Annotated in this window: 11 protein-coding genes and 1 pseudogene; 10 read left to right on the top strand and 2 right to left on the bottom strand. The window is 30.5% G+C overall.

The window, feature by feature from the left end; genetic code table 11:
• The 10 genes from ABI657_RS17785 to ABI657_RS17830 all read left to right on the top strand — a co-directional run.
• Positions 1-239, top strand: a 239-nt coding sequence (locus ABI657_RS17785; protein WP_348098614.1) for a DNA-directed RNA polymerase subunit omega, incomplete at its 5' end; no start/stop codon positions are given.
• A gap of 9 nt (positions 240-248) precedes the next feature.
• Complete coding sequence (gene coaBC / locus ABI657_RS17790) at positions 249-1,466, top strand: bifunctional phosphopantothenoylcysteine decarboxylase/phosphopantothenate--cysteine ligase CoaBC (protein WP_348098615.1); 1,218 nt, start codon at positions 249-251, stop codon at positions 1,464-1,466.
• A 54-nt stretch (positions 1,467-1,520) separates the two neighbouring features.
• Positions 1,521-2,405 (top strand): DUF4835 family protein, encoded by an 885-nt coding sequence (locus ABI657_RS17795; RefSeq protein WP_348098616.1) that lies wholly within the window; start codon positions 1,521-1,523, stop codon positions 2,403-2,405.
• 44 nt (positions 2,406-2,449) lie between these two features.
• Entirely contained in the window at positions 2,450-4,102 is a 1,653-nt protein-coding gene (gene recN / locus ABI657_RS17800; RefSeq protein WP_348098617.1) for a DNA repair protein RecN, read from the top strand.
• Positions 4,103-4,113: 11 nt separating this feature from the next.
• Positions 4,114-4,635: a hypothetical protein gene (locus tag ABI657_RS17805; RefSeq protein WP_348098618.1), complete on the top strand. Its 522-nt coding sequence runs from the start codon at positions 4,114-4,116 to the stop codon at positions 4,633-4,635.
• 17 nt (positions 4,636-4,652) lie between these two features.
• Entirely contained in the window at positions 4,653-5,843 is a 1,191-nt protein-coding gene (gene fabV / locus ABI657_RS17810; protein WP_348098619.1) for an enoyl-ACP reductase FabV, read from the top strand.
• Positions 5,844-5,952: 109 nt separating this feature from the next.
• On the top strand, positions 5,953-6,951 hold the full coding sequence (locus ABI657_RS17815) for a glycosyltransferase (protein ID WP_348098620.1): 999 nt from the start codon (positions 5,953-5,955) through the stop codon (positions 6,949-6,951).
• Positions 6,951-7,547, top strand: coding sequence for a dephospho-CoA kinase (gene coaE, locus ABI657_RS17820; RefSeq protein WP_348098621.1), 597 nt, complete (start codon positions 6,951-6,953; stop codon positions 7,545-7,547). The genes ABI657_RS17815 and coaE overlap by 1 nt, the downstream gene beginning before the upstream one ends.
• 59 nt (positions 7,548-7,606) lie before the next feature.
• On the top strand, positions 7,607-9,193 hold the full coding sequence (locus ABI657_RS17825) for a HAMP domain-containing sensor histidine kinase (RefSeq protein ID WP_348098622.1): 1,587 nt from the start codon (positions 7,607-7,609) through the stop codon (positions 9,191-9,193).
• A gap of 3 nt (positions 9,194-9,196) precedes the next feature.
• Complete coding sequence (locus ABI657_RS17830; RefSeq protein ID WP_348098623.1) at positions 9,197-9,916, top strand: response regulator transcription factor; 720 nt, start codon at positions 9,197-9,199, stop codon at positions 9,914-9,916.
• Between the two features lie 66 nt (positions 9,917-9,982).
• On the opposite strand, the gene ABI657_RS17835 is transcribed toward ABI657_RS17830, so the two are convergent.
• Together ABI657_RS17835 and ABI657_RS17840 are read right to left on the bottom strand one after the other, a co-directional pair.
• A complete protein-coding gene (locus ABI657_RS17835; RefSeq protein ID WP_348098624.1) occupies positions 9,983-10,399 on the bottom strand; it encodes an OsmC family protein in 417 nt (138 codons plus the stop codon).
• Between the two features lie 176 nt (positions 10,400-10,575).
• A pseudogene (locus ABI657_RS17840) lies at positions 10,576-10,914 on the bottom strand (DUF349 domain-containing protein); the annotation flags it as partial.

Here is a 10,914-nt window from a genome sequence, read left to right on the forward strand (position 1 = left end):
TGTATGAAGCAATTACCATTATGGCTAAAAGAGCAAATCAAATTAATTCTGAAATCAAAAAGGAATTAACTGAGAAATTAGAAGAGTTTGCTACTTATAATGATAGTCTTGAAGAAGTTTTTGAAAATAAAGAACAAATTGAAGTTTCTAAATTCTATGAAAAATTGCCTAAGCCACATGCTTTAGCTGTTCAGGAATGGTTAGATGGGAAAACTTACCACAGAAGTTCAAACAAATAATATAGTATAATGTCAGTTTTAAGCGGAAAAAAAATTTTACTGGGAGTTTCTGGTGGAATTGCAGCGTATAAAACAGCCACATTAGTACGACTCTTTATAAAAGCAGGTGCACATGTCCAGGTGATCATGACACCTGCTTCTAAGGATTTTGTAACCCCGTTAACTTTATCTACGTTATCAAAAAACCCGGTACATTCTAGTTTTTTTAATGAGGATGACGAGAATGCTGAATGGAATAATCATGTAGAATTGGCACTTTGGGCTGATTTAATGTTGATTGCTCCGGCGACAGCTAATACCTTGTCAAAAATGGCAGCAGGTAATTGCAATAATCTTTTAATTGCTACTTATTTATCAGCTAAATGTCCTGTTTATTTTGCTCCGGCAATGGATTTGGATATGTATAAACATCCTTCAACAATCTCAAGTTTTAATTCTTTAAAACAATTTGGAAATATAATGATTCCTGCCGAAAATGGTGAATTGGCAAGTGGTTTATCTGGCGAAGGCAGAATGGCTGAACCAGAAAATATTATTGCTTTTCTAGAAGCTGATTTAGAAAGTAAATTACCATTAAGAGGAAAAAAAATACTCATTACCGCCGGACCAACATACGAAGCAATAGATCCTGTACGTTTTATTGGGAATCATTCTTCGGGAAAAATGGGTTTTGATATTGCAAATACTGCAGCTAATTTAGGAGCGAGTGTAATTTTAGTTTCAGGACCAACACACTATAAAGCAAAAAAAGCTTCTGTAGAAATTATAAATGTAGTTTCAGCACAAGAAATGTATGATGCATGTCATTTGTATTACAATGAGGTAGATGTGGCGATTGCGGCTGCCGCCGTTGCAGATTACAGACCAAAAGTTGTTGCTTTACAGAAGATAAAAAAATCATCAGAAGAGTTTTTCATTGAGCTTGAAAAAACAAAAGATATTCTAGCATCTTTAGGCGCGATAAAAAAAAATCAGTTTTTAATCGGATTTGCTTTAGAAACTGAGAACGAAATTGAAAATGCTAAGTTGAAAATTCAGAAAAAAAACTTAGATTTGATTGTTTTAAATTCTTTACAGGATGAAGGAGCAGGTTTTAAAAAAGAAACCAATAAAATAACTTTTATTGATAAAAATTTTAAAATAGAACCTATGGAATTGAAATCAAAAGAATCTGTTGCTGTGGATATTTTAAATAAGGTTTTGGAACATTTTGAAAAAAAGAAATGATTTAATTTGCCAATCATTAATCATACTCATGACAATTATAAATGTCATCTACTTATGAATAAATTAGTTACTATTATAATATTTTTAATTTTTGGTTTTGCAAATGCACAACAGTTAAATTGCACAGTAACAATAAATGCAGAAAGATTGCCAACTCCAAATCTGCAGGTGTATAAAACACTTCAGACTTCCTTATCTGAATTTGTAAATAAAACGGATTGGACAGGTACTGTTCTTAAGCAAAATGAGCGTATTAACTGTTCAATTTACATAACATTATCTTCACATACTTCAGATCAGTTTTCAGGAACTATACAGATTCAGTCTTCAAGATTAATTTTTAACTCTACTTATTCATCCCCTGTTTTTAATTTTAATGATAAAGATTTTAATTTCAGATATACTGAATTTGAACCTTTATTATTCAATCCAACGGCATTTGAATCTAATTTAATATCAGTAGTATCTTTTTACAGCTATATGATTTTAGGAATGGATGCTGATACTTTTGTGTTAGGTGGTGGGAATCCTAATTTTGAAACGGCACAAAGCATTGCCAATCTTGCCCAGCAGGGAGGATCAAAAGGATGGACGCAATCTGATGGTGTACAGAACCGTTATTTTTTAATTAATGATATATTGTCACCAACCTATTCTGATTTACGTCAGACATCATTTACTTATCACACTGGTCTGGATGTAATGAATCAGGATTTAAAAACAGCAAAAGAAAAGATAAAATCTTCATTATTACTAATCACTAAGGTAAATTCTGTCAAACCAAATGCTTTTTTAACAAGGGTTTTTTTCGACGCTAAATCAGATGAAATTGTTTCTATATTTTCAGGGGGTCCAACGATTACAATTACAGATCTTACCGATGCTTTAAATCGAGTTTCGCCCTTAAATTCTGCCAAGTGGACACAAATTAAATTTTAATAGAATCTATCTGTTTTCTTCATTAACATTTTATATTTACCCATATGATTACTTCACTGTCTATAAAAAACTATGCTTTGATTGAAAAATTATCTATTGATTTTTCAAAAGGTTTTTCTATAATTACAGGTGAAACAGGAGCAGGAAAATCTATTATTTTAGGTGCTTTAGGACTGGTTTTGGGGAAGCGTGCCGATTTAACTTCTTTAAAAAATAAAGAAGAAAAATGTGTCATCGAAGCACAATTTGAAATTTCTAAATATGGTCTTAAAGACTTTTTTGAAGCAAATGATTTGGATTATGAAGATGAAACAATCATCAGAAGAGAAATTTTACCTTCAGGAAAATCGCGCGCCTTTATTAATGACAGCCCGGTAAATCTTCAGGAATTGCAGGATTTAAGTTTGTTTTTAATAGATATTCATTCACAACAGCAAACTCAGGAGTTGTCTGATGAGAATGTTCAGTTTAAAATAATTGATGCCATAGCTGGTAATTTTGATAGTATCTACTCTTATCAAAAGTTATTAAAAACATACAAATCGGATAAATCAAAATTAAACGGATTACTTAAAAAGCAGAGCGACTCAGGAAAAGAGCAGGAATACAATACATTTTTATTAAACGAATTGATTGCAGCTAAATTAAAATCAGGAGAACAGGAAGAGCTGGAATCTGATTTTGAAAAATTGAATAATGTTGAAATTATAAAAGAATCAATAGATAAATCTTTGGTAATTGCCAATGAAGAGCAATTTGGTGTGTTTCATAATTTGAATGAAATAAAAACATCCTTACAAAAAATAACAGCTTTTTCTCCGGAATATCAAAGTTTATTTGAAAGAATAACAAGTCTTGCAATTGAATTCGATGATGTTTCGGCAGAATTACAAAATGCTTCTGAAAAATTATTAAATGATCCTGAAAAGTTAGAGTTAACTAATCAGAAATTACAACTGGTTTACAATTTGCAAAAAAAACATCAGGTAAATTCGGTTGATGAATTAATTCAGATTCAGTCTGATTTAGAAAATGCAGTTATAGAATTAGGCAATATTGAAGAAGAAATTACTGTATTAGCAAAAGCAATCGCAGAAAAAACGATCGAATTAGATAAATTTTCTGCAGCTATTCATCAAAACAGATCAAATGGAATTCCGGTTTTATCCAATAAGTTAATTTCGATTTTAGAAACGCTGGGAATGCCGAACGTTCGTTTCAAAATAGAACTTTTACCCTCTGAAAATTATTTTCAAAATGGAAAAGATGAATTACAATTTTTGTTCTCGGCAAATAAGGGAACTGATTTCGGATTGTTGAAAAAAGTAGCTTCGGGCGGGGAAATGTCTCGTATTATGTTGGCTGTAAAAGCAATTTTGGCACAATATTCAAAATTACCAACTTTAATTTTCGATGAAATTGATACAGGAGTTTCCGGAGAAATTGCTATCAGAATGGGCGAGATTATGAAAGAAATGAGTACGAAAATGCAAATATTCGCTATTACACATTTACCACAAATTGCGGCAAAAGGTGATTCACATTTTAAAGTATTCAAATCCACAATTGACGATCATACACAATCAGAGCTAAAACTGTTAACCAGGGAAGAAAGACTATTAGAAATAGCTCAGATGCTTTCTGGGTCCAATATTTCTGATGCGGCATTAAATCATGCAAAACAATTATTAAATTAAGATATATAGCCATGGAAAGTTTAAGTTTCTACGAAAATCAATTCATTAAGGCGGATTCGCTAATAACTGAAGGAAATATTGCAGATGGTAAAGAAATGCTGGAGGAAATCTTATCTCAATATCCTGATTTTGGAAAAGCCCATAATCATTTAGGATGGATTTACTATAACAAGCTAAGTAATTATGATAAAGGGATTTATCATTATAAGTTAGCTATGAAATTCGAACCCAAATATCCTGCTCCTTATTTGAATTACACATATCTGTTGATTGATATTGGAAGATATGCAGAAGCAAAAGAACATATAGATTTTACATTTAAAAATCTGGAAAACGTAGATCATTCTTCTTTTAATAGTGAGTTGGGAAGAATGGCAGAATATGAGAATCGCTATATTGAGGCTTATAATTTTTATAAACTGGCTATCAAAAATGCGCTAAACCCAAATTTTATAGACAATATGAATACAAACATGAAAAGGGTTAAGGATAAAATGTCTATTTTTGAAAAATTAAAACTGAAATTGAATTAATACCATAAATTTACAAGATGATTATAGAACCTAGAATGAGAGGATTTATTTGTTTGACAGCTCACCCAAAAGGAAGCGAACAAAATGTAAAAAATCAAATAGAATATATAAAATCAAAAGGTCCAATTAATGGAGCAAAAAAAGTACTCGTTATTGGTGCATCTACAGGTTTCGGATTGGCTTCAAGAATAACAAGCGCTTTCGGATCTGATGCAGCTACTATTGGTGTTTTTTTTGAAAAACCACCAGTTGAAGGAAAAACTGCTTCTCCGGGCTGGTACAATTCAGCAGCTTTTGAGGCTGAAGCCCACAAAGCAGGTTTATATGCAAAAAGTATCAACGGAGATGCTTTTTCAAACGAAATAAAAAGACAAACCTTAGATCTTATAAAAGCTGATTTAGAAAAGGTTGATTTAATTATTTATAGTTTAGCTTCACCAGTTCGTCAGCATCCGACTACAGGTGTTTTACACCGTTCAGTTTTAAAACCTATCGGACAAACTTTTACAAATAAAACAGTAGATTTTCATACAGGTAATGTTACAGAGGTTTCAATAGCTCCGGCTAATGAAGAAGATATTGAAAATACTGTAGCTGTAATGGGGGGTGAAGATTGGACAATGTGGATTGATGCGTTAAAAGCTGAGAATTTATTAGCTGAAGGGGCAATAACTGTTGCTTATTCTTACATTGGGCCATCACTAACTGAAGCAGTTTACCGTAAGGGAACAATTGGTCGTGCAAAAGATGATTTAGAAGCTACTGCATTTTCTATAACTGACACTTTGAAATCAGTAGGGGGAAAAGCTTATGTTTCTGTAAATAAAGCATTGGTGACTCAGGCAAGTTCTGCTATTCCTGTTATTCCGTTATATATTTCCCTTTTGTATAAGATCATGAAAGAAGAAGGAATTCATGAAGGTTGTATTGAACAAATCCAACGTTTATTTCAGGACAAATTGTATAATGGATCTGATGTGCCTTTGGACGATAAAGGAAGAATCAGAATCGATGATTGGGAAATGCGTGAAGATGTTCAGGCAAAAGTAGCTAAACTTTGGTTAGAAGCAACGACTGAAACGTTACCTGGAATTGGTGACTTAGCCGGATATAAAAATGATTTCCTCAACTTATTCGGATTTGGATTTGATGGGGTTGATTATAAAGCAGAAACAGAGGAAGTTTTAGAGATAGAGAGTATCAAATAAATACAAGACAAATATAAAGAAAAAACCATCAATTGAAAGTTGATGGTTTTTTTATGAATATCTTTGCGCAAAATTAAAATACTTATCACTTTAATACTCATATTCTATTATGATTTTTTCCTTAATTATACCCGTGTATAATCGTCCTGATGAAGTTGATGAATTGTTGGAAAGCTTAGCGAAATCTGATTATAACGAAGCATTTGAAATTGTTCTTGTTGAAGATGGATCGGCAATTCCATGTAAAGATGTAGTAATGAACTATCAGGGGAAATTAAATATTTCTTATTATTTTAAGACAAATTCAGGCCCTGGCGACTCAAGAAATTTTGGAATGCGCAAAGCCAGAGGAGATTATTTTATCATTTTTGATTCTGATTGTATTATCCCTTCCCAATACTTAACCGAAGTTAGAAAGGAACTGAATGAAAAATATGTAGATTGTTTTGGAGGTCCTGACAAAGCATTAGACAGTTTTTCAGATATCCAAAAAGCTATCAATTTTGCGATGACATCATTTTTGACAACAGGTGGGATTCGTGGAGGTTCTGAAAAAATAAATAAATTCCAGCCTCGTAGCTTTAACATGGGGATATCCAAAAAAGCATTTCAGGCTTCAAATGGTTTTGGGAACATTCATCCAGGTGAAGATCCTGATTTGTCTATTCGCTTATGGAATCTTGGTTTTGAAACCAGATTATTCAAAAATGCGTATGTATATCATAAGAGAAGAATTGATTGGGAAAAATTTTCTGTTCAGGTAAACAAATTTGGAAAAGCAAGACCAATTTTAAATAGTTGGTATCCAGAGCATAATAAAATTACTTTTTTCTTTCCTTCCATTTTTATACTTGGTTTATTATTAGCTTTTTTACTATTAATTATCAATTTTGATTTTTTATTACAAATATATTTCGTATATTTCATAATAATTTTTCTTACATCCAGTATTAAGAATAAAAATTTAAAAATTGGTTATTATTCTGTTATTGCAGTTTGGAAACAATTTTTTGGATACGGAACTGGATTTATAGAATCATTTGTTAAGATTATTGTTTTAAGGAAAAAGCCGCAAGAAGCATTTCCTAATATGTTTTTTAGAATTTAATGGCTAAAATTATAGGATTGACTGGAGGTATTGGTAGTGGAAAATCCACTATTGCGAATTTTTTTAAGGAATTTGGCCTTCCTGTTTATATTGCTGATGATGAGGCAAGGAAAATAATGAATACACAATATATTATCAATCAGATAAAAAACGTTTTTGGTAACGCTATTTTTGATAATGAAATATTAGACAGAGCCAAATTAGCTGCTATAGTTTTTAATGATCCAGATCAATTATCAAAATTAAATGGCATTATACATCCGGCAGTAAAAAAAGATTTTAATGAGTGGCTGATAAAACATAATGAATATTCATATGTTGTTTATGAGGCTGCAATTTTATTTGAGAGTGGCCGTTACAAAGATTGTGATATTGTAATTACCGTATCGGTACCTGAAAAAACCAGAATTGACAGAGTTGTAAAAAGAGATAATACAACAACTGAGCAGGTTTTAAGCCGTATCAAAATGCAATGGAAAGACAAAGAACGTGAGTCTAAAAGTGATTTTGTTATTCCTAATGAAAATCTTAAAATCGCCAAAGAAGAAGTTCTTAAAATTCTTAAAATTTTAAATATTAAACAAAATGAGTCTTAAATGTTAATATTTGGTTAATGTATTATTTAGTATATTGTTAAAATATTAATTTTGTCTCGATGAATAAAATATTTTTTAGAATACTTGTTTTGCTTATGAGTTTGTCCTTAATTGGGATAATTCTGGTTCAGGTATATTGGTTTAATTCTTCATTTGAAAATAATGACGAACAATTTAAGTATCACGTTACGCAGGTAATCAGTAATGTTTCAGATAAATTAGAACAGCAGGAAGAATATAGTTTCTATGATAAAATTAATCATATAAAAGATAGTACAGGAAAGATTCCTCAAAAAGAAGATTTATTAGAAATTTTATTTGTTCAGCGAAATACTAAAACTAATAAGACTATAGTATATAAAAATAGTATAACGTCTGAAAATTTTGACCTTAATGGTTCCCTGTTTAATAAAAAATTCAGTTCAGACAGATTTAAAAGCTTTAGTTCTAAAAGGTTAACGGAAGTTTACAATAGTAATAATAGTATCGATAATACAGCTCTAAACCAAAGTACAATTCCTGATATAAAAATTGAAAAAGACGGAAATTTAGATATTTTAAATAAGGCTCAATTACAAATATCCTATAAAGATTATGCCTCTATATTACCTATAGATGAAAGAATTTCAAAAGAGAAATTAAAAAATCTATTAAACAAAGAGCTTGTTGAGCATGAAGTTAAAACCAAATTTGAATTTGGCATTTATAGTAGCGGAATCGCAACAAAAATTAAATCGGACGGGTTTCACTATGATAAAGATGCTACCTATACCATTCCAATTTTTGCTGATAACGAAGGAAATAGTAAATATGAATTGCTAGTTACTTTTCCTCATAAAAAGAAATTCTTATTGTCGCAATTGGTAAGTATTACTATACTATCGATCATTTTTACGCTGATTATAATTATTGCTTATACAAGTGCATTGAATCAATTGATACGTCAAAAACAAATTTCTGAAATTAAAACAGATTTCATTAATAATATGACGCATGAATTTAAAACTCCAATTGCTACAATAAATTTAGCTCTGGATGCTATTAAAAATCCCAAAATTATTGAAGATAAAGAGAAAGTTTTTCGATATCTGCAGATGATTCGAGATGAAAATAAGCGTATGCATGCTCAGGTTGAAAATGTACTTAGAATTTCTAAATTAGAAAAGAAAGAACTTGACATCACTAAGGAACCGACTATAATACATGATGTAATTGAAGATGCAATTGAGCATGTAAATTTAATTTTAGAAGATAAACACGGTACAGTTGTAAAACATTTAAATGCCGCAAGAACCACTTGCCTTATCAATGAAGTACACTTTACAAATGTTTTGGTTAATATATTGGAAAATGCAATTAAATATTCCCCTGATTCTCCTAAGATAGAGATTTTTACAGAAAATATTAAAGATATGATTCTGATAAAAATAAAAGATCATGGGTTGGGAATGAGTAAGATTGCTCAAAAGAGAGTTTTTGAAAAGTTTTACAGGGAGCATACAGGAGATATACATAATGTTAAAGGCCATGGCTTAGGTCTTGCTTATGTAAAAAGAATTGTTGAAGATCATAACGGTCAGGTTTACGTAGAAAGTGAAAAAGGGAAGGGTAGTACCTTCATAATAAAAATACCACTAATAAATTAAAATATGGAAAATATCAATAAAAGAATCCTTTTAGTAGAAGATGACCTCAATTTTGGTGCAGTTCTTAAAGATTATTTGATGTTAAATGACTTTGATGTTACTTTAGCAAAGAACGGTATGGAAGGCTTCGAGAAATTCAAGAAAGACGTATATGATTTATGTATTCTTGATGTAATGATGCCTTATAAAGACGGTTATACATTAGCAAAAGAGATTAGAGAAAAAAATAGTGAAGTGCCTATTATTTTTTTAACAGCAAAATCCATGAAAGAGGACGTGTTAAAAGGATATAAAGCAGGTGCTGATGATTACCTTAATAAACCTTTTGATTCAGAGGTTTTATTAATGAAGATCAAAGCTATTATTCAAAGAAAATCTGCAGATACAAAAGCAGAACAAGTACAATTTGAGTTTAATATAGGTAAATTTCACTTAAATTCTAAACTTAGATTTTTAACTTTTGAAAAGGATGAGCCGATAAAACTCTCTCCAAAAGAAAATGAATTATTAAAAATGCTTATTTTGCATGAAAATGATTTGATGCCTAGAGAGTTAGCTTTAACTAAAATTTGGAGAGATGACAATTACTTTACTTCAAGAAGTATGGATGTTTACATTGCAAAACTTAGAAAATATCTAAAAGCCGATGAGGATGTTGAAATTTTAAACATTCATGGTGAAGGATTTAGACTGGTTGTTAAAAGTAAAACAGTATCTGAATAAAAAAAAGCTCCAATTGGAGCTTTTTTTTTATATTTTTTATATTCAAATGAAATAAGATGATTACTATTAAATTAGATTAACAGATAATGTAATTTCTGTATTTAATAATTTTGAAATAGGACATATTTCTTTTGCTTTTGAAGCAATTTCCATGAATTTTTCAGCTGTTATCGAAGGCACTTTCCCTTTTAGATCTAAATGAATTGAAACAATAGCACCATCTTCAAAATTTACGGAAGCTTCAGTCGATAAATCATCGGCAACGAATCCTTCTTCATTTAGCAGAAAGCTTAATTGCATGGTAAAGCAACCTGAATGTGCGGCACCAATAAGTTCTTCCGGATTGGTTCCAATTCCGTCAGCAAATCTTGTTTTAAATGATAATTGTGCATTATCTAGTGCTGTACTTTGTGTACTTATTGTTCCTTTGCCTTCCATGCCTGTTCCCTGCCATTTTGCATTTGCTTTTCTTGTAAATTTCATAATTATTATTTATTAAAATTAATATATAGTTTATTTCCTTTAATTTGAAGCATATCAAATATAATGAATATTTTTAAGTGTTTAGCTGCTGATTCATGCAGTAAATAAAGATGCATGCAGTAAATAAAAAGGTGTAATGAAAATTCTCATTACACCTTTTAATATTTAACTGAATTTTATTCCTGATTAAGATTTCTTAATTGTTTTAGTTTCTCTTTCCAAACTTCCAGGCTTTCTTTGTGAACAGCAATATTTTTACGGACTTCAAGAACAATTGAATTTTCTTTTTTTGCATTTTTAGTATTGGCAAAAAATTGAATATTATTTTCTAACTGAAAAATTTCATTTTGAACTTCTTCGATCTTGCGCATTAAGAAAATCTTTTCGTTGTCAAGTTTTCGGGTATCATTGCTTTCAGACAAAGAATCAATTCTGTTTGAAAAACGCATCATTTCAGTTTCTTTTTTACTCAAACTTAATTTGTCAAAAAGGGCATCTAAAATTTTATTGAATTT

Origin of the sequence: Flavobacterium sp. (assembly GCF_039930565.1) — a bacterium.
In the GTDB taxonomy this organism is placed as follows: Bacteria; Bacteroidota; Bacteroidia; order Flavobacteriales; family Flavobacteriaceae; genus Flavobacterium.

Bases quoted from the DNA above. Each gene is read 5' to 3' on its own strand.
- ABI657_RS17805 (WP_348098618.1), top strand. From the start codon at position 4,114: ATGGAAAGTTTAAGTTTCTACGAAAATCAATTCATTAAGGCGGATTCG.
- ABI657_RS17835 (WP_348098624.1), bottom strand. From the start codon at position 10,399: ATGAAATTTACAAGAAAAGCAAATGCAAAATGGCAGGGAACAGGCATG.
- coaE (WP_348098621.1), top strand. From the start codon at position 6,951: ATGGCTAAAATTATAGGATTGACTGGAGGTATTGGTAGTGGAAAATCC.
- coaBC (WP_348098615.1), top strand. From the start codon at position 249: ATGTCAGTTTTAAGCGGAAAAAAAATTTTACTGGGAGTTTCTGGTGGA.
- ABI657_RS17815 (WP_348098620.1), top strand. From the start codon at position 5,953: ATGATTTTTTCCTTAATTATACCCGTGTATAATCGTCCTGATGAAGTT.
- ABI657_RS17795 (WP_348098616.1), top strand. From the start codon at position 1,521: ATGAATAAATTAGTTACTATTATAATATTTTTAATTTTTGGTTTTGCA.
- recN (WP_348098617.1), top strand. From the start codon at position 2,450: ATGATTACTTCACTGTCTATAAAAAACTATGCTTTGATTGAAAAATTA.
- ABI657_RS17830 (WP_348098623.1), top strand. From the start codon at position 9,197: ATGGAAAATATCAATAAAAGAATCCTTTTAGTAGAAGATGACCTCAAT.
- fabV (WP_348098619.1), top strand. From the start codon at position 4,653: ATGATTATAGAACCTAGAATGAGAGGATTTATTTGTTTGACAGCTCAC.
- ABI657_RS17825 (WP_348098622.1), top strand. From the start codon at position 7,607: ATGAATAAAATATTTTTTAGAATACTTGTTTTGCTTATGAGTTTGTCC.